This is a genomic window from Corynebacterium sp., from assembly GCF_030532715.1.
Lineage (GTDB): Bacteria > Actinomycetota > Actinomycetes > Mycobacteriales > Mycobacteriaceae > Corynebacterium.
The window spans coordinates 243,104-267,420 of the sequence record NZ_JAUNKO010000001.1; the positions used below are offsets into that span (position 1 = coordinate 243,104).

Below are 24,317 nucleotides of genomic sequence, written 5' to 3' on the forward strand. Positions count from 1 at the left end.
TCCTCATTGTAGGCAGTGCGGATGCGCAAACAACAGTTGCATCCTCCAGCGACCGAACGGAAACCGCCGGGCGCGACGGTAGCAGTGTTGCGAACACGCCGGGCGGGGTGGGATCCCCCCAGTCCCCCGCCGGTTTGAGCCTAGAATAAGCGCATGAAAATACCCACGCTGTTCGATGTCACGCTCGTCGCCCGCAGCAACGATGTAGACCCGATTCGGGGCAAAGACTACATCGCGTTCGCGTGGGAGGACTTCTTTACCGTCTTCTATTTTTCGGAGGAAACGGTCGGCCATTTGCTCATCCAGTCGGTGATGTACAACCGGCTGGATTTTTCGCAATTGCACGCCGCGACGCAGGCGGCCTCCACATGGAACCTCGCGCACGTGGACCTCACCGCCACCGCGAAGATTCACGACGCCGCTGCCTCCACCGAACTCGGGTTCCGCACCGCATTCCCCGTGGCTACGGGCACTACGCAACATCAGCTGACGGCCACGATTGGGCATGCCTGCGACATCGCGCACGAGGCGTCAACATTCTTTATCGAGCAATTCCCTAGCCTGAAATGCCAGCTGACTCTGAGCGAAAAAACGGCCCTAGCGCAGCAATACGCGGCGAAACTCGCGGCCAAGGCACCCACATTGCCGGAACACCCGCGGCGGCTGGCGGAAGAGGCGCGCTTTATGCAACGGCTGATGAGCACGGACGATGAACTCCTAGAGGGCATTTCTATGGTGACGCTGCCCCGGATTCGTACGATGCTCACGGAGTTGGGTTCCACAGAATTGGATATCGCCGTGGATGCCAACAATCTGATGATGAGCTTTTGCAACGTCATGTTTAACGTTTCCGTCGCCCCCGGGCCGGCGCTGATCCTGCGCGGGCATTGGGTGCCCACCTCGGAAGTCGGCCAAGATTTCGCCCGGGTGTTTACGCTCTGCAACGAGTGGAACCAGTCTTCCCGCACGACCACCGCGTATTGTTCGGAAACAAACTCGACCTTGCCGTTGGTCAACGTCGAATACACGGTTGCCATGACGCGGGGGCTTTCGGAGGCACAACTGGCCCAAGCGCTGCGCGTGGGGCTGAGCAATATTCTCACCGCCGTGGAGCATCTCAGCACGACCGGGGACGGCGCCAGCGTTGTTACCTGGGCGAATTGATCCACCGCCCGCGCACACGTTTCCGTAAAAGTTTCCTAAAGCTTCGTGAGGACACCCATGCACATTCCATCCATCACCGATATCGCGGACTATATTTACGCCACGGACACCCTGCCGCGCGTGGAAGAAGACCACATTGTGATCTCCAACCAACACTATTGCACCGTGATTTTCTTCGCCCACGAAACGGTGGATCACTTGGTGGTGCATTCAGTGCTGCGCAACCACCTGCCCGCCGCGGATTTTGCGGTGGTGGCACAGGCGGTGAGCTGGTCGAACTCGAAGTTTGTGGGGCTGACCACGCTGCTGGAACCGCAGGATGATTCCTCGCTGGCCATCGCGTTTCGTACCTCCATGCCGATTGCCGCGGGTGTGGCAACACAGCAGCTGGATACGTTTTTGGAAACCTCGCTGCACACCACGCATTCGGCGGTGGAGCATTGCATGTTTCAATTCCCCACCCTGGGCCGCGCGCACGAAGACGAAACCGCACTCGAACAGGACGCCGAATACGCGCAGGGCATTGGGGAGAAAATCACCCCAAACCCGTACGCTTTGACCACCTGGGAGACCGAGTCACGGCAGCTGGAATACCTGCTGGTCCTGGACCCGGAGCTTTCGCAAGTAACCCCGCGCCGCATCGAGGCGATTTTGCGGCGCTATGGGCCATGCGATTTGCACTATCAACTGCACGAGTCGCATCTGCTTGCCAAGATTGGCGGGCTGTATATGTCGTTTCGTATCACCCGCGACCAAGATCCGGAGCCGAACCCGCAGGCGCTGGTGATTGAAGCGAAGTGGATTCCGGACCTGCACCCGGATGAGCATTTCATCCCGATTGTGGCGTTGTGCAGTGTGTGGAACCAGTCCGCCTCCACGACGAAGGCGTCGTGCACGATCGAAGCCGAGGAGCGCATCCACATCAACGCGTACTACAGCATTGCGTTGCGCTATGGCTTGGGTGAGGCGCAGCTCATGAACACCCTGCGCGTGGGCATTAGCAACACGCTCGCGGCTATCGAACACATCAGCACTGAGGCGACGGGGAGTTCGGCGGTGCACTGGCCGCTGTGAGGTCGCCGCATCGGCGCGGTTGGCTCTCTAGAATACGGGTATGGAGATTCCATCACTTGTCGACGTCGCGATGGCCACCGCCGAGCTTGGGCTCGGCCACTCCGTCCACGACGACCGCATCACGTTCCCGTGGCCGGATCATCGCAGCATCGCTTACATCGGTGTGGAAAGCGCGGAGCATCTGGTGGTGCTGTCGATCATGCGCAACCGCTTGGAATTTTCGCAGATCAAGGAGGCCGCCCGGCTGATCACCATGTGGAACGAAAAGCGCATCGGCCCAGCCGCCTTTCTGGAAATTACCGACGATGCGGCCGTGGTACTCAAGTTCCGCAGCTCCCTCCCCATTGAGGCAGGAGTCACGCCGGAGCAGCTGAAGGCGTTTATCACCACGGCGTCGGAAACCGCGGTGTTGGCGGTGCAGTATTTCCTTACGGCGTTCCCCGCGCTTGCCTACACCGGTTCCGAAGTGGAACTGGTACGCGAAGACGAGCGCGCACGGGCGGAGAAACTTCCCGGCAAGGATTCGCCCAAGCCGGACAAAGCCACCGGATTCACCAAACAACACATCACCCCTCAGGACGTTATGGATGCGGACAACCAAACCCCCTACCCCGTCACCCTCGAACGCATCCGCGACGCATTGGAGCATCTGGGCACGCCACGCAACGACCTCGACGAACAACGCCTCATTACCGCGTTCAACGATGTGATCTGCACCTTTTTCATCGACAATGGGCCGACGCTGTTGGTGCGGGCGTATTGGCTGCCCGGGATGGACCCCGAAAAAGACTTCATGCGCCTATTTTTGGTGTGCAATGAGTGGAACGAACGCGGGATCGCATCCAAAGCCTTTTGCCACACCGACGACGACGGCCTGCAAGTACATGTGGAATACACCACCACCATCGCGCGCGGCCTGACGGACGCGCAGTTGATTCACACCGTGGCGGTGTCTGTGCAATCATTGCTCAGCGCGGTGGACATTATCAGTACGAACGCCACCGGAACCTCCGCGGTGGACTGGCCGGAATAACCAACCCCGCCGGTGGGCGCGGTGCGTCACGCTTCGGCGGCAGCGCGCTCCGTGTGTGCGCTGACCATGGCGGACCAATAGGCCATCGCCGCCATGACCGGCCCCAGTGCGAGTGCTGCGGCCCCCGGGTTGTGTCCCACCCCGGCGACCAGGGCACACGCCCCTCCGATCGCACACACAATCGCCGCCGTGGCGCCCGCCGCCCCGATGCCTAACCGGCGGGCAGCCTGCGCACCCAGGGTGGTACCCATGATTGCGTTCGCGGCGACAATCAGGGCGAACGCGGCGAATTCTGGGCTAGCGCCCAATGGTGGGAGTATGCGCACCACCACGCCAGTGATCACTCCGGCGAGCAAGGTGATCAGGAGCATTCCGGCGGCGGTTCCAACTGGTCTTGCAATCATCGTTGACCAAGATACGCCGAATCGACGGTGCCGTGTCGGGAGCAACGCGCATCCCAGCCGTCGGGACGCACCTGCACCACCATGCGGCGGCCGCAGAGCTGGCAGTACCTTGGGGCTTCCAGGCCGGCGCGGGCAGAGGGCGAGAGTTTTATTTCCGCGCCGTCCGCAATGCGTTGGCCGGTGTTGGGGTGGTATACGGGCGGCTCGTCTGTGAGCAACGCCACCAAAAGTTCGTCGCTTTCCATTACACCGTTGCGTTGAGTGCTTTGATGGGCAGGCGCAGCTTGCCGATCATGTCCAAATCTTGTTCCTGCGGGCGGCCCAGCGTGGTCAGGTAGTTGCCCACGATGATGGCGTTGATGCCACCGAGCAGGCCTTGCTCCGAACCCAGATCGCCGAGGGTGAGTTCGCGGCCGCCGGCGAAGCGAAGGATGGTTTTCGGAAGCGCGAGGCGGAACGCGCCGATGGCGCGCAGGGCGTCGGCAGTGTCCATGACTTCATAGTCGGCGAACGGGGTGCCGGGGCGCGGGTCGAGGAAGTTCATGGGCACTTCGTCCGGCTCCAGCGCCGCCAAATCCGCCGCAAATTCGGCCCGCTGTTCGAGAGTTTCGCCCATGCCCAGGATGCCGCCGGAGCACACTTCCATCCCGGCTTCCTTCACCATGCGCAACGTTTCCCTGCGGGTGTCCCACGTGTGGGTGGTTACCACGTTTGGGAAGAATGAACGTGCGGTTTCCAGGTTGTGGTTATAGCGGTGGATACCGGCCTTGGCCAGCCTGTCCACCTGCTCCTGCGTCAAAATGCCTATCGACGCCGCGACCTGAATATCCACCTCAGCCTGAATCGCCGCGACGGCTTTCTCCATCTGCGACATCAGGTTCTCATCAGGGCCTTTCACGGCTGCCACGATGCAGAACTCGGTGGCGCCGGACTTCGCGGTTTGCTTCGCGGCTTCGACGAGGCCGGGGATGTCCAGCCAGGCGGCGCGAACCGGGGATTCAAACAGGCCGGATTGGGAGCAGAAGTGACAGTCTTCGGGGCAGCCACCCGTCTTTAAGGAAATAATGCCTTCAACTTCTACTTCCTCGCCGCACCACTTCAGGCGGACTTCGTGGGCGAGCGTAAGCAGTTCTTGCAGGCGGTCGTCCCCAAGTTGCAGCACCTGGAGCGTTTCCTGCTGATCTAGGCCGATGCCCTTGCCCAGTACCTTTTCGCGGGCAATCTCAAGAATGTCTGTAGCCTCGGGGCGAGTCATGTGCGCGCGGCCTCCTTCGAATGGGGATTGTGGTGTGAGCCACGCATGACGATACCCCGCACTGTGAACATCGTTCAAGTCGCGGGGTAGGCCAAAACCCTAGTTACACATCTTCCACGTACCATCTTCGCGCAGCATACGCATGGTGAAGGTCTCTTGCTTGCCTTCGGCGGTAGACGTCACCGTCGCCGAGGCGGTATCACCATCAACCTTAATGTCCGACACGGAGTTCACCGTAGGACGCTGGTGCGGCGGAATCTCCGCATCCGGAATTTGGTTGAGGTCCTGCGGCCCCAATCCGCCCTGCGCTTCCAACGCACGCCGACACGTATTATCAATCATGTAACCGAAGAATTGGCGGGTAGTCGAAGGGTTCGCCATTCCGTTCACCATCGCCTGAATAGCCGCCGCATCCTCCGGGCTCGCGGGCGAACCGCCTTCAATCGGAGCGTGCTGCGGGATCTCCACATTCGTCGGGGGCGCCTCCGCTGGCTTGTCTTCTGGTTTCGGTTCCTCGCTCGGGGAATTCGAAGACTCCTCCGATGAAGTTTCAGACTTACTCACGGACGATGAAGACTTCGCAGCGGTCGAACTCTTCGAGCTCGACGCAGTGGTACTGGGGTTTTCTTCGCCGCCAAACAAACCACATCCCGTCAGCACTAATGGCAGCACCAGCGCTGAGGCCGCAACCGCCTGCCGGGTTCGAGTGAAAGATTGAACGGACAATTGGACTCCTGACTACGGGTTTTCCGGTTCAAGTACGACTAGCCTACCAAACGCGCGGCCAGCCACAATGCTGGCAACGCGGCGATTCTGGCAGTCTTCCCCCATAAAACTTGGGATATGACTACGATTAAAGCTTGTGCAGTTGACAAAAGACTCGATCATTAACGCCTCCATCGAAATTTTGGATGAATACGGCCTCGCCGACATGACCATGCGTCGAGTTGCCAAGCGTTTATCAGTCGCACCTGGCGCATTATATTGGCATATTCCGAACAAGCAAGCGCTAATCGCGGCGATTGCGAATCGAATTATTGAGCCCGCCGCGTTTCACAGCACCGACGATGGTACCCACGATTGGCGCACCGCGGTGGCCACCACGTGCCGCTCGCTGCGGGGCGCCATGCAAGCGCACCGCGACGGCGCGGAGGTTGTGATCGCCGCGCTCAGCAGCGACTCCGCCCTCCGCCTGCAACTCGAACAATTGATTGGCCAGGCGTTGGGGACGGCCCCGCTGGCGGACCAGGAACGTCATGACGGTGCACTTACCCTGTTGTATTTTGTCACCGGCGCCACGCTCAGCGAACAAACTGCCACGCAATTAGCGGAGGCCACGGGCACGGCTGTCGATGCCCCCGCGGACCGCACCCGGGTGTTTAATTGCGGCATCGACCTGATCTTGGCAGGGCTTGAGGCAAAAGGCAGTTAAGATATGGGACCATGAGTCCCTCATCCAACGAAACGACCTATCAAGTCTGGCCGGGTAACGCCTACCCGTTGGGCTCCACCTATGACGGTGCGGGCACCAACTTTGCCCTGTTCTCCGATATCGCTGAAAAGGTAGAACTGTGCCTGATCGATGAAGAGGACAATGAGACCCGCATCCCGTTAGAGGAAGTTGATGCGCACATTTGGCACTGTTATTTGCCGGGTGTGCAGCCGGGCCAGCGGTACGGCTACCGCGTGTATGGCCCCTACGACCCCGCTAACGGGCACCGCTGCGACCCAAACAAGTTGTTGGTTGACCCGTATGCGAAGGCCTTCGACGGCAGTTTCGACGGCCACCGCTCGCTGTTTAGCTACGATATTTCGGACCCCAGCGACTTAAGCAAGCGCAATACCGAGGATAGCTTGCACCACACCATGAAATCCGTGGTGATTAACCCATTTTTTGATTGGGCTTCCGACCGCGCGCCGAAGATCCCCTACCACGAAACGGTGATCTATGAGGCCCACGTCAAAGGCATGACCATGACGCATCCGGATGTGCCCGAGAAGTTGCGAGGCACCTATGCCGGATTGGCGCACCCTTCGATCATTGCCTATTTGAAGGATTTGGGCATTACCGCCATCGAGCTGATGCCGGTGCACCAGTTTTTGCAGGATGATCGCCTGCGCGAGCTCGGGTTGCGCAATTATTGGGGCTACAACACGTTTGGGTTTTTTGCGCCGCACCAGGATTACGCTTCCTCCACCAAGCCGGGCGGCGCGGTGTCGGAGTTTAAGGGCATGGTGCGCGCCTTCCACGAGGCGGGCATTGAGGTGATCCTGGACGTGGTGTACAACCACACCGCCGAGGGCAACCATATGGGCCCCACTATCGCGTTCCGCGGTATTGATAACGCCGCCTACTACCGCCTCGTTGACGGCGACAAGCGGCACTACATGGATTACACGGGCACCGGCAACTCCCTCAATGTGCGCCACCCGCACTCGCTGCAATTGATTTTGGATTCCCTGCGCTATTGGGTCACCGAAATGCACGTCGATGGTTTCCGCTTCGACCTGGCCTCCACCTTGGCGCGTGAGCTGCACGACGTCGACCGCCTGTCCGCATTTTTCGACCTTGTTCAACAAGACCCCGTCGTCAGCCAGGTCAAGCTCATCGCTGAGCCTTGGGACATCGGCGAGGGCGGCTACCAGGTGGGCAATTTCCCACCGCAGTGGACGGAGTGGAACGGCAAATACCGTGATACGGTGCGCGACTTCTGGCGCGGCGAGCACTCCACCCTGGGGGAATTTGCCTCCCGGTTGACGGGTTCTTCGGACCTGTACGCCAACAACGGGCGACGGCCCACGGCGTCGATTAACTTCGTTACCGCGCACGACGGCTTCACCCTCAACGACCTCGTGAGCTACAACCACAAGCACAACATGGCCAACGGCGAGGACAATCGGGACGGGGAAAGCCACAACCGGTCGTGGAACTGCGGCGTGGAGGGCGTCACCACCGACCCCGCAATCCTGCAATTGCGCGCGCAGCAACGCCGAAACTTCCTCACCACGCTGCTCCTTTCGCAGGGCACGCCAATGATCGCCCATGGGGACGAGATGGGCCGCACCCAGGGCGGGAATAATAACGTCTATTGCCAGGATTCGGAACTGAGCTGGATCGACTGGGCGCAGGTGAAAGATAACGCCACGCTGCACGGGTTTACAAAGCGCCTGCTGCGAATTCGCGCAAACCACCCGGTGTTCCGTCGGCGCCGGTTCTTCTCCGGCGGCCCGCTCGGCGACGACGACCTCACCCAGCGTGACATTGCCTGGTTGGTGCCGTCGGGCAAGATGATGACCCAAGGTGACTGGGATTTCCGCTTCGGCAAATCATTGATGGTGTACATCAACGGTAACGCCATCACCGAGCCAGACGAGCGCGGGCAGCGCATTACCGATGATTCGTTCATTATGTGCTTCAACGCCTACCACGAGAGCATTGAATTTACCCTCCCCGATGCCCGGTTTGGCCGCCGCTGGAAACTCATCGTGGACACCACGGAAGAAACCGGCTACCCCCTCGCCGAGGAAATCATCGCCGCAGGTGGCACCCTGGAGGTGCCGGCCCGTTCGACGATGCTGCTCAAGCAGCTGGAGCCCCCCGCTCAGGACGAGAAAACCGCGGCGATCAAAGCAAGCAAGGACGAATACAACGACCCTGCTGACCGCTATAAGTAATCCCGCAGCACGTCGCCGAACGCGTCGCGTACGCGGCGCACGGCGGGGTCAATGGGGTTCGGCGCCTCGCTCGGGCGCAGCGGGCGGCGTTCCGCACGGACCTCGCGCTTGCCGCTGACGTCCACCACAAGCTCCTCGTCCGCCACGGCAACGGGCGTGGTATCAGGCAGGCCGATGGCATCCACGGCGTCAATAAGCTTGCGCAATTCGCCGATGGTCAATTCGTTGGCTGAAAATGAAATCTTCATAATCACCACTATAAGGAAAGGACCGCTGGTGATCCTCGCTCACGGCGCCACCATTACTGTTTCCCCAGCTGAGGTGTACATTAGCCACACGCCACTGCACGCCGCTTTGTACGGGCCGGGGGCGCGGATACCGCTTGCGCACGTCACGGGAATCACCGTTGTTGCAGAACCCACCGACACTGAATGCGGCCGCGTGCTTCTCGACGGCGCGAACGTCCATGTCACCTTCTCCCCCAACCACCAGCAACACCAGCAGCACTTCCTCAACGCGCTGGCTTCCGCACAACAGGGCGACGCCCCACCCGTCATACCCGCGTTTGATTTCGTCGCCCTCGACGTGGAAACCGCAAATGAAGATTGGGGCTCCATCTGCCAAGTAGGCCTCGTGCGCGTCACCGACGGCAACGTGCACGAATCCCGTTCGTGGTTGTGCCAGCCGCCCGCCGGGATACACCACTTCGACCAATTCAACATTGACATCCACGGCATTACTGCCGACGACGTGGCAACCGCGCCGAGCTTTGGCGAACTCCTCCCCGAAATCACCAAGTTTATTGGCGAACTCCCGGTGCTTGCCCACAACGCACAATTTGACATCTCCGCTCTCCAGCGCGCCTGCACCGCCAGCGAAATCGACGCACCGGAGCTCCACTTCGGCTGCACATTATCACTGGCTAGGCACAGTTCCATCCATTTCCCCGGCCACCGGCTGCCGGTGGTTGCGGAAACGCTCGGCGTGCCGCAAAACCACCACCACGACGCCGAAGACGATGCCCTCACCTGCGCTGGCATCGCCATCGAATTGGCCAAACGTGGGGGCTTCCAGGGCGGCGTGGCGGATTTCTTCACCCAACAAGGATTCACCACCGGCCGACTCCACGACGGGCGAGTGTACCCCGTCCTGCGAACGATCTCCGCCGCGGCAGCCAAGCCCAAAGCGAAACCCCGCAACCGTGGGGCTGCATGGTCGAAAGCAGCCACCCCGGAAGTGATCCCCACCCCAAACACGGACGCCGATCCCAGTGGCGTGCTGTACGGCCAAAACGTCACACTCTCCGGGGATTTCGAACCCTATGACAAAGGAATGCTCTGGGAACGCATGGCCGAACTGGGTGCAACCATCGGGAAAAACGTGACGAAGAAAACCACCGTCCTCGTGTGCGGCCCGTGGGCGACAGTCACCTCGAAGCAAAAACGCGCCGAAGAGCTCATCAGCAAAGGCCAAGACATTCAAATGTGGACAGCCGAGCAACTCTACACCGCACTCGGCCTCGACGAACAACCCCCGTTTTAGGGCGCTGCTGCGGTGACGTTGGGAACCCCGCTGGACGTCCGCGGCGTCGAAAAGGAAAAAGGGGTTCCCGAATGCACAGTACGCACCACGTTCGGCTCCAAGTCCGGCGGGCCGAGCCAGCGCTCACGGTGGACAGCATGGCGTTTCCCACCAGCCACGCCTCCGTCGCGCTTTCCAACGACCTCCGCGCCGTGTTCTGCGCGGGCGGCAGATTACTCAGTTACGCCGAGGTCCATGAGCTTGGGCTGTCCAGCACTGAGCTGTGGGATCTCGCCGCGGAACATACCATCCAAGCGCAAGTCCAGATTCGAACGCATCCGCTAGGTGGCATTGAGGTGGCGGCCGCGCCTGGCTCAGCCGTGGATTGGTTAGCGCACCCCCACTCCTATTGGCTACTGCACCACCACCTCACCCGCATCCTCGGCGGCGTCATCGTCTATTTCGCACCCACCCAAAGCACGCTGCTGGCGGCGCCGTGGATGCCCGCCCAGCTGCCGAAAATACAAGCCTGGGCGGCGCAAGCCTACGCCGCGGCAGGCGCAGACGCACTCCTGAAACGCGCGGTGATGTATCAACGCGGCTACCCTGCGTCACTGACCAAACAGTTCGCTACCGCTCACTAATGTGGAGGGCATGAACACCTTCGACCAGGCTATCGCCCGGCTGGATGCGCGCTACCACGAATTCGTAGCCAAACACCCGGCAGCCGCAGCGGATTTCCGCGAGGCAGTGGAAGATCTCCTCGTAGACTCCGGCGTCACCTACGATCGCGTGACCACGCGCGTCAAAGAGTGGCGCTCGTTGCACGCGAAAGCGCAAAAACGAAGCCCCGAGGGCACCCCCTCCTACCCCGACCCGTGGCATGATATTCACGACATTATCGGGGTGCGTGTGACCACCTACCATTCCACCGAAATTCCGGCGGTGGTTTCAGTGCTGCAGGACAGCTTTCACGTCATCAGATCGGTAGATAAGGCGGCGGAAACCCGCATCTCGGGTGGGTTCGGATACGGTTCCCATCATGTGGTGATCAAAGTTCCGGAAAACCACCAAGAGCTTGCCGACTATCGCGGAATGGTGTTCGAAGTGCAGGTGCGCACAGTATTGCAACATGCCTGGGCGGAGTTTGAGCACGATATCCGGTACAAGAACCCCGGTGGATCGATGGATCCCAGAATCGACCGTGCGTTCACCCTGGCGGCCGGACTTATCGAACTCGCCGATCAACAGTTCGACCAAATTGCGGCGATTCAAGGGGCCCCGCCAACCGCCCAAGCCGACGATGTTGCCCTCTCCGCGGAAACCCTCCCTGGGGTGCTCTCGGTACTCATTGGCAACCGCTTCGCTCGGTCCAAATCAGAGTCCTACCGCTGGCTCGAAGAAATCTTAGCCGCCAACGGGATTACCACCGTGGCGCAGCTCAAACAGCTCTTAAACGACGTTGATGTCAGCAAAATTGAACACGCCATGCGCTACCGCTTTAAGCCTGGTCACGTGCGAATTATCGATGACGCCCTGCTCCGGAAATTTGGTAACGAACACATTAAAAGAACCACCAAAGGACGGCGCGGTGCGGCGCGAGCCACGAGGCTTCGAGATAGGCTGCAAACTATGCACCTAAACGAGCGGTAGCAGTATACTTAACAACGTTCCCGGTTCTTTCATTGAGGAGTCCATTGATGGGTTTAACCCCGCTTTCACTCGATTTCATCCACGTATGGGCGCTCAGCAGCGCAGACTTTTTCCGATCCTTCGGAATCAACTTCCCGCCACCCCACTGGGGAACGTTCGGATCTCGCTAATTCAACCCCGATCCCACCGGCCTTGTTGCGAAGCACTTAGCGCTTCCGCAGGCCGGTTTTCTTTCCCCCGCTACCCCCGCCCCGCAACCTCCCACACGCAGCTGCCTATTCCCTCCCGCGAAGGCGGTCGATGGCACGCCGATCTCGTTTGGTTGGCCTCCCGGCTCCGCGGTCGCGGCGCGGCATGGAGGCTAGGATTTCTTTCGGCGGTGGCGGCGGCGAATGGTCCACGTAACATGTGCGCGCAACAGCCGCACCGACGCGTTTTCGAATTGGTTCGACTACTTCTACGTCGTATTGCCGGTGGTTGACCCAAATCTGTATACGATCGCCGGGTACTACGGGCTGGGCGGGTTTCACGGACGCACCGCGCAATTTGATGTGCCCGGCTTTACACGCGTCCGCCGCCTGGGTGCGGGTTTTGGCAAACCGGACGGCCCAAACCCATGCGTCGATACGAACGCTACTCACGAGCTACCTTCCGTTGCGGCCTAGTCCTTGTAGTTGATGATTCGCTGTACCCGCTGGTAGGAGACAAACCCACCGGCGGCTGCAATGATCAACCCGAGGATGAGAAAGAACGAAGTTTGGAATAGCACGGTCAGGGCTAGGCCGCCAACAACTCCGCCTGCTACGGCTACCACGCCGTTGCGGGCGTGGCGTCGAACCGCCTGCTTCCGCATTTCGATTGGGTTTTGGGGATAGCGCTGCATTGTCATAGCAACTCATTCTAGTCAGCTTTTTCTACCCACCGTTGGCCGGCCTTGGCTACCGGCACACTGCGCTGCATAAGCGAGGAAACGGTGGCGGCCACCGCGTCGTAATCGCCTGGATTTGCGGCGATGGTGACGGTAACGCGGGCGCCATAGGTGACTTCCGCGACGTCGAAACCTCGGTTGCGGAGTTCGGCTTCCAGCCGCCCAGCGACGTCGTGATCAAACTCGATGCTGTAGAGTTCGCGGAGTTCACGGCGCACGGAAACCACTTCGTCGAGGCAACCACTCACCGCATCCGAGTAGGCGCGAACCAAACCGCCGGTGCCGAGTTTTACGCCGCCAAAATAGCGCACGACCACCGCAGCGATGTCCAGCATGCCGCAGCCGCGCAGCACGTCGAGCATGGGTTGCCCGGCAGTGCCGGAGGGCTCCCCATCGTCACTCGAGCGTTCGACAGGATTGGCGCCGTCGACGTGGTAGATAAACGCGCTGCAATGATGCCGCGCGTCGGGGAACTGGCTTTTGATTTCGGCGATAAAAGCCCGCGCTTCTTCGGCGTTTTGTACGCGCCGAATATAGGTCAGGAACCGCGAGCGTTTGACCTCGAATTCGTGGGAAAACGTGCGTGCTGGAGCGGGCAGGCGGTACATAACCTTTAGCTTATGCTAGAGCGCATGCAAAACTTTTCTGTGTGGGCCCCGAACGCGTCCACCGTTGAGCTTGTTGTCGATGACATTACGCACCCGATGACCCCTGGCGAGGTGTGGACCAGCGACGTTACCCCTCTCCCCGGCATGCGCTACGGTTTTCGGGTGGACGGGCAAGTGGTGCCGGATCCGCGCGCTACCAGCCAGCCGGACGGGGTACACGGGTTAAGCGAGGTCACCGACGCCTCCTTTGATTGGCAGCACCCCTGGACGGGCCAGCAACGCAGCCTGATATACGAGTTGCATGTGGGAAGCTTTGGCGGTGACTTCTACGGGGTTATCGAAAAACTGCCTTATTTGCAGGAACTTGGCGTGGGTGCGATCGAACTTATGCCCGTGCAGCCCTTTGCCGGTACGCGGAACTGGGGTTACGACGGTGTGTTCTGGCACGCCGTCCACGCCCACTACGGCGGCCCCCGCGGACTCAAAACGCTTATCGACGCCGCACACGGCCACGGCATCGCCGTCTACCTCGACGTGGTATACAACCACTTCGGCCCCGAAGGCAACTATCTGAACCTGTTCGGCCCGTACACGGTGGCCAGCCCAACCGGTTGGGGCGACGCGGTAAACATGACCAACCCGCACGTGCGTGCGTACATCTTGGATGCGGTACGCCGTTGGTTCACCGAATTTCGGGTCGATGGCCTGCGGTTGGACGCCACCCACGCGTACACCGACGAATCCTTGCTCGACGACATCGCTGCAATAGCACGGGAAGTCAGCGCAGACACCGGGGTGAAACGTACGCTCATCGCCGAAGATTTGCGCGACGACCCCACCATCACCACCTCCCGCGGCATGGATTTGCAGTGGAACGATAGTATCCATCACAGCCTGCACGCAATAGTCAGCGGGGAACGCCACGCCTACTACCGGGACTTTGGCACGATTGCGCACCTTGTGGATGCGATTAATCATCGTTACCCCAGCGTGGTGTACACCACCACGCACGATCAGGTGGGCAATCGGCCGCGCGGGGACCGCCCCAGCCAAAACCTCAGCGCCGCGCAACAGCTGCTCAAAGCGGCCATTATTGCCGCAATCCCAGAACCCACCATGCTGTTTATGGGCGAGGAGTATGGCGCCCAAACGCCCTTCCCGTTTTTCTGCTCCCACTCCGACGCGGCATTGGTACGGGGCACGATCAACGGCCGGCGGGAGCAATTCAGACGCATGGGCTTGGACGATTCCCCACTGGACCCCAGCCTGCCGGAAACCTTTGACCGCGCACGCCTGGATTTCGTGGGCGACGAGGACATTAGCGCAGGTTATAGGGAGATATTAGCGCTCGGTGCGCACGCCACCGCGCCTATCGACGCCGTGGGCGGACCCGGATGGCTGGCCATCCAAGGCGCCCTGCCGCTGGTGGCAAACCTGTCTGAGCGTCCGGTGACTGTCCCATACACCGGCGACGTACGATATAGCCCCGGCACCCCGGTGGTAGGCGCTCACGGGATCACCCTCGAGCCATGGGGATTCGCCTTTTTGAACGAAATGACTCGGGCCGCCGGTTAGGCACGCACCTCGGCGATATCGCGCGGTAACACCCGCGCAACGAGCAGCGCCACACCGATCGCAGTCACGGTGGCCACGGCGGAGGATGCGGTGACACCGGAACGGAACGCGGCGTCGGCAAGCACGATGATGTCGGCGTCCCCAGTGGCGTGGGCCACCGCCAGAGAATCGGCAACCTCTTCGGGCACGCCCGCGCCGTACACCGCCATCACGATCGCCCCGAGAATCGCCGTGCCGAATGCGCCGCCCAGCTCGTAACCCGTCTCCGAAATCGACGCCGCCGCACCCACGCGGTCCGGTGGCGCCGCGGCAAGGATGTAATCGTTGGTCACGGGATCGATCATGCCCGTGCCGAAACAAAACACCGCAAACCCGAGCGTCAACCAGGCGCCGGAATATTCGAACGCTCCGTACGCGTCCAAGCCGAGCACGCAACTTGCGGCAGCGGCAATACAAAACGCCACAATGAGCAAACCCCGCGCGGAATATCGCGCCATGAACCGGCCGGTGACCAACGCCGCAATCATGGACGCCAACAACCCCGGCACCATGAGCAAACCCGCCGTAATCGGCGAATACCCCAGCACTACCTGCAGGTACTGGCTCAAATAGAACAGCACGCCAATGTAGAGGAACATGGCAATGCCATTGACCACCACCACGGTGGCGTAGGTGGGACGCGACAACAACTCGACATCAATCACTGGGTGCGGGCAGCGGCGCAAATGCCGCCACCACAAGGCGCCGACCACCACCGCCAACACTGCAATGGCAACCGCACCAACGCTCACCCCCTCCACGGGTATCACCTTCACCGCATACACCAGCGAAAACAGCGCCACGATGCTGAGCACGGCGCCGCGGATATCAAAGGGTTTCGGGTTGGCTGCGCGGGACGGCGGCAATACCCGCGAGCCGGCAATCACAATGATGGCCACCAAGGGAACGTTGATGAAAAATACGGAGCCCCAGGTGAAAAACCGCAGCAACAACCCGCCAATCAGTGGACCCGCGGCGGCGGCCATAGAGTACACGGCAACCCAAATGGAGATCGCCCGCGCCCGTTCCGCGGGATTCTGAAACATCGCACTAATCAACGAAAGCGTGGACGGCATCAGGGTGGCGCCGGCCGCGCCCTGTAACGCGCGCCCCGCAATCAACATTTCTGGGCTCGTGGCGCAGCCAGCGGCCACCGACGCAACGCCGAAGCACACGGCACCCACCAGCAACACCTTGCGGCGACCGACGCGGTCCCCAAGTGTTCCCATGGTGATCAGCAACGCGGCCAGTACGAACGCATATACGTCCACAATCCACAGGGTTTGCGTGGCGGATGGCTGCAGCGCAGCAGTGATCGACGGAATGGCGAAATTCAGCACGGTCGTATCTACCGCAAGCACCGCGATCGTCACGCACAGAACCGACAGCCCCCACCAGCGATTCGGATATGATTCCATTACACCAAAAACTCGTATTCTGGGGTCCCGGGTTTCAGCTGCTGCGTATGAATCCGGGATTCCCTCATGCGTTCCAACAATGGTTCAAGGTCGCTCGCGGTACGCAGCTGCAAGCCCACCAACGCGGTACCGGTCTCCCGGTTATTGCGCTTTAAATACTCGAACCGGGTGATGTCATCGTGTGGGCCCAGCACCTCCGACACAAAGGCCTTCAGTTGACCAGGCTCCTGCGGAAAATCCACGAGGAAATAATGCTTCAGGCCGCGGTGCACCAGCGAACGCTCCACGATTTCGGCGTAGCGGAGCACGTCATTGTTCCCGCCGGAAATAATGCACACCACAACCTCATCCGACCGCAATTTCAAATCTTTGAGCGCGGCCACGGACAACGCGCCGGCTGGTTCCGCAACAATGCCTTCCGATTGGTACAAGCCGAGCATTTCAGTGCACACCGCGCCCTCGCTCACATTCAGCATGTGCAAGCGGGAACGGTTTGCGTCCACGATGCGATAGTTCACTTCGCCGATGCGTTTCACGGCGGCGCCGTCGATAAACGGATCGATGCTGTCCAAGGTTACCGGGCCATCGTTATCCAACGCTGCCTGCATCGAGGCCGCCGAGGTCGGCTCCACACCCACCACCGCGGTGTGCGGTGCCATGTCCGCGAGGTAGCTCAACACACCCGCGATCAGGCCCCCGCCGCCGACTGGAACTACCACCACATCGGCGTTTTTGCCCAAAGTAGACAATTGCGCCAAAATCTCAGCGGCAACGGTTCCCTGGCCCACGACGGTGTCGCGGGCGTCGAACGGTTCCACCACGGTTGCGCCAGTGCGCGCGGCGTCCACACGGGCGGCGGCGGACGCCTCATCAAAGCTGTTACCGGTAACCACAACATCCACAAATTCGCGCCCATGCACGCGGATGCGATCGAGCTTTTGTTTCGGCGTCTGATTCGGAACGTAGATTCGCCCCTTGATGCCGAGCGCGCGGCACACGTACGCAACGCCCTGGGCGTGATTGCCGGCGGAAGCCGCAACGATGCCCGCCGCCCGCTGCTCATCGGTCAATTGGGCAACATTATTGTAGGCGCCCCGGATCTTATACGAACGTACGTCCTGCAAATCCTCGCGCTTGAGGTATACCTGTGCGCCCGTCTCCTCAGACAAGCGCGGGCAATATTGCAGCGGGGTTGGTGCGATCACGGAGGAAATTCGCGCCTGGGCCATCTGAATGTCTGCAGCACGTACTGGCTCCAGATCGTTCGACAAGGCGGGAACGGCAACAGCGTGATCAGTCATGAAAGCACATTGTAGCCTCCGATGGATCGGCAAGCATATCGCGGGGACGCCGCGCCCCGCACCCCATTCGCACAAACAAACAATCGCGCATGGGGCATTTTTTGGGTCCCCACACCCGAAGGTGGGTAAGGATTTCCAAACCAAGAACCTTAAAGGAAATACTTAGTGTTAACTTACGTTTCTGGAAGGTTTTCTCGTGACCGCATCGTACGAATACAACAGCGACGGCATCCCCGACGACAACTCCAACAAATCACTCAAAATCGTCGGCTTCGGCTGCGGCGCACTCACCTTGGTGCTGTTACTCGCGGCGGGATGCATCGCCGTCGCAGGCGGATCCTCACAGGACACCATTCGCACCACCACCCACACCGTGATGAGCACGGTGACCAAAGCGACGACTCGCACTGTGACAAGTACGGTGACCACCACCCCGCCGGAACCGACCAGCTCGGAACCCAGCTCACTGAGCGACACGACCGGCAGCGCAACCTACACCGACGGGCCGGCCAGCGTAGACAACAACACCGACGTCTCCGGGGACAACGACACCCAAATGCGCGGGTTTCTCGCACCGGCACCCGCCCCGGTGGTAGCGCCGGAACCCGCACCAGCCCCCAGCGCGTACTACCAAAATTGCAGCGACGCGAAAGCTGCCGGCGCCGCACCTCTGTACCGCGGCAGCCCCGGCTACCGACCTGGCCTTGATGGGGACAACGACGGCGTAGCCTGCGAACGCTAAAGCTCCGGCAGTGGATCGTTCGCCGCTGGGTACGACGACTGCGCACCATACCCGGTGACCGTGTAGGCGGCGACGCGGCAGGCATGGAACGCCGCATCCCGCAACGAGCTCCCCTCCGCAAGCCGCGCCACGAGCGCCCCGGTAAACGCATCGCCCGCGCCCGTGGTATCCACTGGGGTCACCGGCGGCGTGGGCACATGCTCCACCCCATCCTCCGTTGCCACCATTGCCCCCTGTGGCCCAAGGGTGATGACTACGCTGCGGAACCCGGCGTCGAGAAGCTCTTGCGCCATTCGCTCCGGCTGCGACACAATATCCGGCACACCTGCGGAAGGGCAGCCCAAATACTCCAGTAGCCGCGCGGCCTCATGCTCGTTCGCAAGCAGAGGATCCGCGCGAAACAGCAATTCCCGCGCCACCGGAATCACCGGCGCCAAATTCACCACCACCCGGCCCACCGAGTGCCGCACGGCCGCCTCGAACCCCGACGCCGGAATCTCGCCCTGCAACAATACGATCTCCGCATTCCGCACAATGTCCGCATGGAGGTTGACGTAACTCTCCGTCACCCAACTATTCGCACCCGGCAACACCACCGTCGTGTTTTCCCCGTCCTCGGCCACCGTAATCACCGCCAGCCCAGTCGCATCCCCCCGTTTTTCGACGCCCGTCATCACCACGCCCGCATCCACCATCAGCGCCGTAGCATTAAAGGCATACGCATCATTGCCAATGGCACCAACAAATGCCACGCCAGCACCCTGCAACGCGGCGGCCACCGCTTGATTCGCCCCCTTACCCCCAGGGGAAATCGTGCCACCCGTGCCTAGCACAGTTTCGCCTGGGTGCGGATGCCGTTTCACCCACATGCTTAAATCGGCGCGAATCGAACCAACAACAGTAATGCGCGGAATCATGTCAACCCTTAAACGCTTCGAATGGAACGCAGAGTGCGTTAATGGACCTTGAAAACAAAACTTGGTTACCTTCCACAGGTACATTGTTTTCGCAAACTTTGCTGACATAACAATGTTTGCAGACCTTATAATTATTTGCTGTTTCGCGATTGTGTACGATTTTTCAGTCAACGCTTTTGTGGCGATATTTTTGGCCGATATTCAGTGCGAACGCTGGGGAATAATGCGTGTTGGCCCGCCCCCGCAGCTTCGAACAAATTTGCGCCTCCGGGGTTGGGGGTGCGACGAAACACCACCCGCAAAACCCCGCGGAAAACGCCCCCACACACCCAAGCGTGTCGCCACACGACTATCGCTATCAGCGTTGCGGCTCTGCACGTGGGACACCCCAGGGGCCGCACCGCGATTCACACGGTAAATATTGTATTGGTGATTCGAGAGCACTTCAAGCTGCACCAACGCGTTGCGGACGACAAGTTTTACCCCCCGGAAAGGAGACCACAACATTAAGAAAAAGGGCCACGCATGATACGCGGCCCTCCATCCCCCAAATCCTGGCACCTTCCTAAAAGGATCGCCGTTCAGCGGCTATTTAAAGTCGACTTTCACCACATACATTCCCTGGATCAATTCGAAGAAGTTAAACCCGGCGCGATAGCCAAATGGCAAGAATTCCCGCTTATCAGGATCAAGGTAGTTGGTGAAGTTGAATTCGATGTCTACATCGGCGACGCGGTCGCTCCAGAATCGAATTTCATAGGGATCGTCAACTTTGAAGGGCATGGGTTCATCTTTGAGCGCGCGGCGTTGGACCTGCCCACCCGCTTGAACCTGGGGAGATTCGCTGTCGTAGCACAATCGGGAGCCGGGGAAGCGTTTCCCCATCTCATCAATAAGCTTTTCGACATCGCTCACCTCAAGGTAGTGGAATTTACCCGACGCCACTGCGATGAGGCCCTTGGATGCATCAACATGATCCATCCAGGCGTGGTCTGTGATGGCGTACGGAAGATCCACCCCGTCATCCGAACACCAGTTCTTTCGGAGCTCTAATACGTCGGCGTCGTCGAGGTTGTAAACGGTGCAATCGTAACCCTGCAGATCTCGACCAAGTTGGCTAAAACCACTGCCCATGTTCACCACCGCAGCGCCGGGATACTCCGCCAAATATCGCTTGGCTTCCACCACCGCCATGAGGTGACGCAGCCCCAACACCATGGCCGGAAACCCATCCATCTCCGCTACGGCAACCCCGCCTTGTTCGGCCGCTTCAGTGACTTCAACTGCCCACGGGTCGGAGAAACATTCAGGCCATTTCTGTGCCGCCGCTGCGCGGCCAAACAGCGGGAAAAACAAGGTCTGCTGGACTTCGGTTACGCTCATGCAGACTAGTTTATCCTCGCCCTAGCACCCACGCTGCAAGTGGTACAGATGTGACGCAAGCTAACCTAAGATGGCTGCCCCCATGGTGGCTTTCAGGTCGCCCATCAGGTTCGGCCCACGCGAAACGCGCAGGTGTTCGCCCAGGATCATCACCGTAGAATTCTCACCATCCACGAGGTTCAAATACACATCCGATTCGCCAGGATTCGCCTGTAAGACGCCCTTGAGCTTGGAAATGTTGGCCATGGAACATTGATCGGTGCGCAGTGTGAGCCGGACGGGAAGACCAGAACCCCCACCAATCCCTAATTCAGGGGCTTTAAGATCATCACAAAAGACGCTCATGCGGTCTTCTCGGATGGAAATATGCGCCTTGGCCAAGATGATGTTGTCCTCCACAATGAGGCTGGACACCATGGCGTACACCTTGTTAAACACGAGCAATTCCACACTCGCGCCGTTGTGATCCTCGACAGTAACAATCGCCCACGGCGAGCCGTCCTTTTTGGAAAAGCGGCGATCCACCGCAGAGATAATCCCACCGATGACTACTTCAGCGCCGTGCTTGAGTTCGCCGGAGAGGATTGTGGTCAGTTCGGTATCGGTTTGGGCTTCAAGCGCTTCACCGTAGCCATCCAACGGATGGCCGGACACGTACAAGCCCAGCATCTCGCGCTCCAGTGCGAGTTCGTGCTTGCGCTCCCATTGCTCATCCGGCACCTGAACCGCAAAAATATTCGAAACGCCGCTGGCTTCGCCGCCGAACCCGGCAAACAGGTCAAACTGCCCTTTATCTGCGGCTTTCTTGGTCGCGGTGATGGAGTCGACGGCGTCTTCATGAATAAGCATTAACCCCCGCCGCGGGTGCCCTAACGAGTCAAACGCGCCCGCCTTAATCAAAGACTCGGTGACGCGCTTGTTGCATGGAAGGGTGTCGATCTTGTCCAAATAATCCGAGAAATCTTCAAACGGCCCCTTGCGCTGACGGGTCTGCACGATGGACTCCACCACGTCTTCACCCACGTTGCGAACCGCACCCAAACCAAAGCGAATATCCTCCCCCACAGACTGGAAGTTTAAGGCGGATTCGTTCACATCCGGCGACAACACTTTAATGCCAAGGTGCCGGCAATCCGCCAGGTAGATCGCGGATTTGTCTTTCCTATCGGCTACCGAGGTGAGCAGGGCGGCCATATATTCCGCGGTGTAATTTGCCTTCAAGTAGCCAGTCCAGAATGACACCAGCCCATAGCCCGCCGCATGCGACTTGTTGAACGCGTAAGACGCGAACGGCTCGATGGTGTCCCACAGCGCGCGGATCGCGGCGTCGGAAAACCCGTTTTCCTTCATGCCAGCCTCGAAGGTGACGAACTCTTTTGCCAACACCTCGGGCTTCTTTTTGCCCATGGCTTTCCGGAATCCATCGGCCTGACCAGCGGTGTAGTTAGCAACCTTTTGCGAGATACGCATGATCTGCTCTTGGTACACAATCAACCCGTAGGTATCCGCCAGAATCTCCTGCAGCGGCTCCTCCAACTCCGGGTGAATCGGCGTGATCGGCTCCCGGCCGTTTTTCCGGTCCGCGTACGCCCAGTGCGCACCCATGCCCATCGGCCCAGGACGGTACAGCGCGAGCGCGGCCACGATGTCGTCGAACCCGGTCGGTTCCATACGTTTGAGCAACTCGCGCATGCCGCCGGAGTCGAGCTGGAACACGCCTAGGGTGTCGCCGCGCGCCAACAGCTTATAGGTGGCCTCGTCCTCGGTGGTGAGGGTGTCTAGGTCGATGGTCTCACCACGGTTGCTTTGAATGTTGCGGATACAATCCCCAATAACGGTGAGGTTGCGCAACCCCAAAAAGTCCATTTTCAGCAGGCCGATAGCCTCGCACGCGGGGTACGGCCAGCCGGTAATCAGCGCCCCGTCCGCCGCGCGCTTCCACATGGGAATGCAATCCAGGAGCGGCACGCTCGACATAATCACCGCACAGGCGTGCACGCCTGCCTGCCGCACCACACCCTCGAGGCCGCGCGCGGTCTCGTAAATTTTCTTCACATCCGGGTCGGACTCAATGAGCCCCCGCACTTCGCCAGCCTCGCCATAGCGTTCGTGCTTCGGGTCCATGATGCCCGCAAGCGGGATGTCTTTCGCCATGATCGCGGGCGGCAGCGCCTTGGTGATGCGATCGGCAATCTGGTAGCCGGGTTGCCCGAACAGGGCGCGGGCGGAGTCCTTCAACGCCTGCTTCGTTTTCACCGTGCCGAAGGTAATTACCTGGGCGACCTTATCCTCGCCCCACTTGTCGGCGGCGTAGCGGATCATTTCGCCACGGCGCCGATCGTCGAAGTCAATATCAATATCTGGTGCGCTGGGGCGCTCCGGGTTCAAAAACCTCTCAAACAGCAGGTCGTGCTGAATGGGATCAATATTGGTAATGGTCAGCGCGTACGCCACCAGCGCGCCCGCCGCCGAACCACGACCCGGCCCCACGAGTATGCCCACAGACCGAGCGTATTTGATCAGATCCGCAACGATGAGGAAGTAGGAGGGGTAGCCTTTCATCGCAATGACTTCGATCTCGTAATTCGCGCGGTCGATATACGCCTGCGGCACCTGCGCACCCTGGAAACGCTCCTTGAGCCCCTCCATCACCTGGTGTTTCAACCAGGACTCCGGGGTGTGCCCGCTCGGCACGCTGGCAATGGGCATGCGGTCGTGCGGATGCGGCTCCCACAGCCGGGAATAATCCTCCACGCGCTCCGCGATCAACAGGGTGTTATCGCACGCGCCTGGCACCATGTTGTCCCAGGTTGAGCGCATTTCCGCCGCCGTTTTAATAAAGTATCCGTCGCCGTCGAATTTGAACCGATCCGGGTCCTGCATCGTCTTGCCGGTTTGCACGCACAACATCACCTCATGGGCGTGGGCCTGGTCTTGCAACACGTAGTGGCAGTCGTTGGTCACCAGCGGCGGCAAACCCAACTTGCGGCCGATTTCCAGCAACTCGGTGCGCACCCGGTTTTCAATATCCAAACCGTGGTCCATTAACTCAAGGAAGTAGTTTTCCTTGCCGTAAATGTCCTGCCACATCGCCGCGGCCTCCAGCGCTTCATTGAACTGGCCCAACCGCAGACGGGTTTGCACGTCCCCTGACGGGCACCCGGTGGTGGCGATGATGCCGGTGGCGTTTTCGGCGATGAGTTCCGCGTCCATGCGCGGCCACTTGCCCAGCTGCCCCTCATAGGAAGCCATCGAAGACAAATAGAACAAATTTTGTAATCCGGTCGCCGTTTCGGCGATCATCGTTTGGTGCAGGTAGGCGCCGGAAGCCGAGACGTCGTCACCCTTTTGGTGCGGTTCCCCCCAGCGCACGCGGTTTTTGTTAAACCGGGACTCGGGTGCCAGGTACGCCTCGATGCCGATGATCGGTTTAATGCCCTCGTCCACCATCTTGCGGTAGAAAGCGTCAGCGCCGAACATATTGCCGTGATCGGTGATGCCTACCGCTGGCATCCCCTGGCGTTTCACTTCGGCCGCGAGCATGTCCACCTTCGCCATGCCGTCGAGCATTGAGTATTCGGTGTGATTGTGGAGGTGCACGAAGGAGGAATTACTCATAGGTACGCA

The 24,317-nt window shown here is 60.1% G+C and carries 23 protein-coding genes; 10 read left to right on the forward strand and 13 right to left on the reverse strand.

Going from position 1 to position 24,317, the window contains the following annotated elements:
• Positions 1–153 precede the first annotated feature (153 nt).
• The 3 genes from Q4D83_RS01145 to Q4D83_RS01155 are packed head-to-tail and all read left to right on the forward strand — an operon-like array spanning position 154 to position 3,271.
• Entirely contained in the window at positions 154–1,164 is a 1,011-nt protein-coding gene (locus Q4D83_RS01145; RefSeq protein ID WP_303172235.1) for a YbjN domain-containing protein, read from the forward strand.
• Positions 1,165–1,221: 57 nt separating this feature from the next.
• Entirely contained in the window at positions 1,222–2,238 is a 1,017-nt protein-coding gene (locus Q4D83_RS01150) for a hypothetical protein (RefSeq protein ID WP_303172237.1), read from the forward strand.
• 40 nt (positions 2,239–2,278) lie between these two features.
• Positions 2,279–3,271 carry a YbjN domain-containing protein gene (locus Q4D83_RS01155; protein WP_303172239.1) on the forward strand — a complete coding sequence of 331 codons (993 nt, stop codon included), beginning with the start codon at positions 2,279–2,281 and terminating at the stop codon, positions 3,269–3,271.
• Between the two features lie 26 nt (positions 3,272–3,297).
• On the opposite strand, the gene Q4D83_RS01160 is transcribed toward Q4D83_RS01155, so the two are convergent.
• The 4 genes from Q4D83_RS01160 to Q4D83_RS01175 form a co-directional block, all read right to left on the reverse strand.
• Positions 3,298–3,675, reverse strand: a complete 378-nt coding sequence (locus tag Q4D83_RS01160) for a hypothetical protein (RefSeq protein WP_303172240.1) — start codon at positions 3,673–3,675, stop codon at positions 3,298–3,300.
• Positions 3,672–3,920, reverse strand: a complete 249-nt coding sequence (locus tag Q4D83_RS01165) for a hypothetical protein (RefSeq protein ID WP_303172242.1) — start codon at positions 3,918–3,920, stop codon at positions 3,672–3,674. The genes Q4D83_RS01160 and Q4D83_RS01165 overlap by 4 nt, the downstream gene beginning before the upstream one ends.
• The gene (bioB, locus tag Q4D83_RS01170; RefSeq protein WP_303172243.1) at positions 3,920–4,930 is read right to left on the reverse strand and encodes a biotin synthase BioB; all 1,011 of its coding nucleotides are present in this window, start codon (positions 4,928–4,930) and stop codon (positions 3,920–3,922) included. Before bioB ends, Q4D83_RS01165 begins: the two co-directional genes overlap by 1 nt.
• A 99-nt stretch (positions 4,931–5,029) precedes the next feature.
• A complete protein-coding gene (locus Q4D83_RS01175; RefSeq protein WP_303172244.1) occupies positions 5,030–5,656 on the reverse strand; it encodes a hypothetical protein in 627 nt (208 codons plus the stop codon).
• A 136-nt stretch (positions 5,657–5,792) separates the two neighbouring features.
• Here Q4D83_RS01175 and Q4D83_RS01180 point away from each other — a divergent pair, with 136 nt between their 5' ends.
• A complete protein-coding gene (locus Q4D83_RS01180; RefSeq protein ID WP_303172245.1) occupies positions 5,793–6,362 on the forward strand; it encodes a TetR/AcrR family transcriptional regulator C-terminal domain-containing protein in 570 nt (189 codons plus the stop codon).
• A gap of 11 nt (positions 6,363–6,373) precedes the next feature.
• Positions 6,374–8,605 (forward strand): glycogen debranching protein GlgX, encoded by a 2,232-nt coding sequence (gene glgX / locus Q4D83_RS01185; protein WP_303172247.1) that lies wholly within the window; start codon positions 6,374–6,376, stop codon positions 8,603–8,605.
• Here glgX and Q4D83_RS01190 read toward each other — a convergent pair.
• Positions 8,596–8,853, reverse strand: a complete 258-nt coding sequence (locus Q4D83_RS01190) for a hypothetical protein (RefSeq protein WP_303172248.1) — start codon at positions 8,851–8,853, stop codon at positions 8,596–8,598. The genes glgX and Q4D83_RS01190 overlap by 10 nt on opposite strands.
• Positions 8,854–8,881: 28 nt before the next feature.
• On the opposite strand from Q4D83_RS01190, the gene Q4D83_RS01195 reads away from it, so the two are divergent.
• The 3 genes from Q4D83_RS01195 to Q4D83_RS01205 all read left to right on the forward strand — a co-directional run bounded on the left by Q4D83_RS01195 (position 8,882) and on the right by Q4D83_RS01205 (position 11,779).
• Positions 8,882–10,147: an exonuclease domain-containing protein gene (locus tag Q4D83_RS01195; protein WP_303172250.1), complete on the forward strand. Its 1,266-nt coding sequence runs from the start codon at positions 8,882–8,884 to the stop codon at positions 10,145–10,147.
• A gap of 71 nt (positions 10,148–10,218) precedes the next feature.
• Positions 10,219–10,770: a hypothetical protein gene (locus Q4D83_RS01200; protein ID WP_303172252.1), complete on the forward strand. Its 552-nt coding sequence runs from the start codon at positions 10,219–10,221 to the stop codon at positions 10,768–10,770.
• A gap of 10 nt (positions 10,771–10,780) precedes the next feature.
• Positions 10,781–11,779 (forward strand): GTP pyrophosphokinase family protein, encoded by a 999-nt coding sequence (locus tag Q4D83_RS01205; RefSeq protein WP_303172254.1) that lies wholly within the window; start codon positions 10,781–10,783, stop codon positions 11,777–11,779.
• Positions 11,780–12,054: 275 nt separating this feature from the next.
• Here Q4D83_RS01205 and Q4D83_RS01210 read toward each other — a convergent pair whose 3' ends face one another.
• From Q4D83_RS01210 to Q4D83_RS01220, 3 genes are read right to left on the reverse strand one after another with little or no spacing between them, the layout of a single operon-like run.
• Positions 12,055–12,420 carry an RNA-binding S4 domain-containing protein gene (locus Q4D83_RS01210; protein WP_303172255.1) on the reverse strand — a complete coding sequence of 122 codons (366 nt, stop codon included), beginning with the start codon at positions 12,418–12,420 and terminating at the stop codon, positions 12,055–12,057.
• A 20-nt stretch (positions 12,421–12,440) separates the two neighbouring features.
• Positions 12,441–12,668 (reverse strand): hypothetical protein, encoded by a 228-nt coding sequence (locus Q4D83_RS01215; RefSeq protein ID WP_303172257.1) that lies wholly within the window; start codon positions 12,666–12,668, stop codon positions 12,441–12,443.
• A gap of 11 nt (positions 12,669–12,679) precedes the next feature.
• A complete protein-coding gene (locus Q4D83_RS01220) occupies positions 12,680–13,315 on the reverse strand; it encodes a YigZ family protein (RefSeq protein WP_303172258.1) in 636 nt (211 codons plus the stop codon).
• A 24-nt stretch (positions 13,316–13,339) separates the two neighbouring features.
• Between Q4D83_RS01220 and Q4D83_RS01225 the strand changes: the two genes are divergently transcribed.
• Positions 13,340–14,890: an alpha-amylase family glycosyl hydrolase gene (locus Q4D83_RS01225; protein ID WP_303172260.1), complete on the forward strand. Its 1,551-nt coding sequence runs from the start codon at positions 13,340–13,342 to the stop codon at positions 14,888–14,890.
• Here Q4D83_RS01225 and Q4D83_RS01230 read toward each other — a convergent pair.
• On the reverse strand, positions 14,887–16,347 hold the full coding sequence (locus tag Q4D83_RS01230) for an MFS transporter (protein ID WP_303172261.1): 1,461 nt from the start codon (positions 16,345–16,347) through the stop codon (positions 14,887–14,889). The two genes, Q4D83_RS01225 and Q4D83_RS01230, sit on opposite strands and share 4 nt — an antisense overlap.
• Positions 16,347–17,648 carry a threonine ammonia-lyase IlvA gene (gene ilvA / locus Q4D83_RS01235; protein ID WP_303172263.1) on the reverse strand — a complete coding sequence of 434 codons (1,302 nt, stop codon included), beginning with the start codon at positions 17,646–17,648 and terminating at the stop codon, positions 16,347–16,349. The genes Q4D83_RS01230 and ilvA overlap by 1 nt, the downstream gene beginning before the upstream one ends.
• A 196-nt stretch (positions 17,649–17,844) precedes the next feature.
• Between ilvA and Q4D83_RS01240 the strand changes: the two genes are divergently transcribed.
• The gene (locus Q4D83_RS01240; protein ID WP_303172265.1) at positions 17,845–18,390 is read left to right on the forward strand and encodes an excalibur calcium-binding domain-containing protein; all 546 of its coding nucleotides are present in this window, start codon (positions 17,845–17,847) and stop codon (positions 18,388–18,390) included.
• Here the strand turns inward: Q4D83_RS01240 and Q4D83_RS01245 are convergent.
• The 3 genes from Q4D83_RS01245 to dnaE form a co-directional block, all read right to left on the reverse strand.
• Positions 18,387–19,307: a ribokinase gene (locus Q4D83_RS01245; RefSeq protein WP_303172266.1), complete on the reverse strand. Its 921-nt coding sequence runs from the start codon at positions 19,305–19,307 to the stop codon at positions 18,387–18,389. The genes Q4D83_RS01240 and Q4D83_RS01245 overlap by 4 nt on opposite strands.
• A gap of 588 nt (positions 19,308–19,895) precedes the next feature.
• Positions 19,896–20,690 (reverse strand): methyltransferase, encoded by a 795-nt coding sequence (locus Q4D83_RS01250; protein WP_303172267.1) that lies wholly within the window; start codon positions 20,688–20,690, stop codon positions 19,896–19,898.
• A gap of 60 nt (positions 20,691–20,750) precedes the next feature.
• Positions 20,751–24,308: a DNA polymerase III subunit alpha gene (dnaE, locus tag Q4D83_RS01255; RefSeq protein WP_303172269.1), complete on the reverse strand. Its 3,558-nt coding sequence runs from the start codon at positions 24,306–24,308 to the stop codon at positions 20,751–20,753.
• Positions 24,309–24,317: the final 9 nt, after the last annotated feature.

Coding starts and splice junctions, on each gene's coding strand:
- Q4D83_RS01230 (WP_303172261.1), bottom strand. CDS start 16,347: ATGGAATCATATCCGAATCGCTGGTGGGGGCTGTCGGTTCTGTGCGTG.
- dnaE (WP_303172269.1), bottom strand. CDS start 24,308: ATGAGTAATTCCTCCTTCGTGCACCTCCACAATCACACCGAATACTCA.
- ilvA (WP_303172263.1), bottom strand. CDS start 17,648: ATGACTGATCACGCTGTTGCCGTTCCCGCCTTGTCGAACGATCTGGAG.
- Q4D83_RS01205 (WP_303172254.1), top strand. CDS start 10,781: ATGAACACCTTCGACCAGGCTATCGCCCGGCTGGATGCGCGCTACCAC.
- Q4D83_RS01225 (WP_303172260.1), top strand. CDS start 13,340: ATGCAAAACTTTTCTGTGTGGGCCCCGAACGCGTCCACCGTTGAGCTT.
- glgX (WP_303172247.1), top strand. CDS start 6,374: ATGAGTCCCTCATCCAACGAAACGACCTATCAAGTCTGGCCGGGTAAC.
- Q4D83_RS01215 (WP_303172257.1), bottom strand. CDS start 12,668: ATGACAATGCAGCGCTATCCCCAAAACCCAATCGAAATGCGGAAGCAG.
- Q4D83_RS01200 (WP_303172252.1), top strand. CDS start 10,219: ATGCACAGTACGCACCACGTTCGGCTCCAAGTCCGGCGGGCCGAGCCA.
- Q4D83_RS01160 (WP_303172240.1), bottom strand. CDS start 3,675: ATGATTGCAAGACCAGTTGGAACCGCCGCCGGAATGCTCCTGATCACC.
- Q4D83_RS01155 (WP_303172239.1), top strand. CDS start 2,279: ATGGAGATTCCATCACTTGTCGACGTCGCGATGGCCACCGCCGAGCTT.
- Q4D83_RS01190 (WP_303172248.1), bottom strand. CDS start 8,853: ATGAAGATTTCATTTTCAGCCAACGAATTGACCATCGGCGAATTGCGC.
- Q4D83_RS01150 (WP_303172237.1), top strand. CDS start 1,222: ATGCACATTCCATCCATCACCGATATCGCGGACTATATTTACGCCACG.
- Q4D83_RS01165 (WP_303172242.1), bottom strand. CDS start 3,920: ATGGAAAGCGACGAACTTTTGGTGGCGTTGCTCACAGACGAGCCGCCC.
- Q4D83_RS01250 (WP_303172267.1), bottom strand. CDS start 20,690: ATGAGCGTAACCGAAGTCCAGCAGACCTTGTTTTTCCCGCTGTTTGGC.
- bioB (WP_303172243.1), bottom strand. CDS start 4,930: ATGACTCGCCCCGAGGCTACAGACATTCTTGAGATTGCCCGCGAAAAG.
- Q4D83_RS01245 (WP_303172266.1), bottom strand. CDS start 19,307: ATGATTCCGCGCATTACTGTTGTTGGTTCGATTCGCGCCGATTTAAGC.
- Q4D83_RS01220 (WP_303172258.1), bottom strand. CDS start 13,315: ATGTACCGCCTGCCCGCTCCAGCACGCACGTTTTCCCACGAATTCGAG.
- Q4D83_RS01145 (WP_303172235.1), top strand. CDS start 154: ATGAAAATACCCACGCTGTTCGATGTCACGCTCGTCGCCCGCAGCAAC.